At 57.1% G+C, this 254-nt stretch carries 1 protein-coding gene; it reads right to left on the bottom strand.

Features of this window, described 5'->3' with window-relative positions:
- Positions 1-254: hypothetical protein (locus ACQG3P_RS20695; protein ID WP_426806099.1), on the bottom strand; the 254-nt coding region annotated here is incomplete at both ends.

Genomic DNA, 254 nt, shown 5'->3' with positions numbered 1-254 from the left:
ACGGCCGAAACGGGGGCTTTTTTCTGCGACTCGGCCACTTGACCGACTTCAATGCGTGGTCTGCCAGTCCGGGCGTTCTTGATGATCTTCTGAAGGGGCGTCGTCGTTTTGCCGATCTTGCGGCTGAAGATGTCCATCCAGTGATAAGGCAGATGGGGGTCGACATGCGAATAGGCATCGACATCTCTTCCCTCGCCCTTAAGCGGCAGGTTCGGCAGATCGTTCTGATGGCCGGTGACGCTGATTTCGTACCC

The sequence above is a fragment of the Stenotrophomonas sp. SrG genome, from assembly GCF_050031795.1.
Lineage (GTDB): Bacteria > Pseudomonadota > Gammaproteobacteria > Xanthomonadales > Xanthomonadaceae > Stenotrophomonas > Stenotrophomonas rhizophila_A.
The sequence above is the reverse complement of the archived record's forward strand: the minus strand, read 5'-3'. Positions and strand labels throughout refer to the sequence as shown.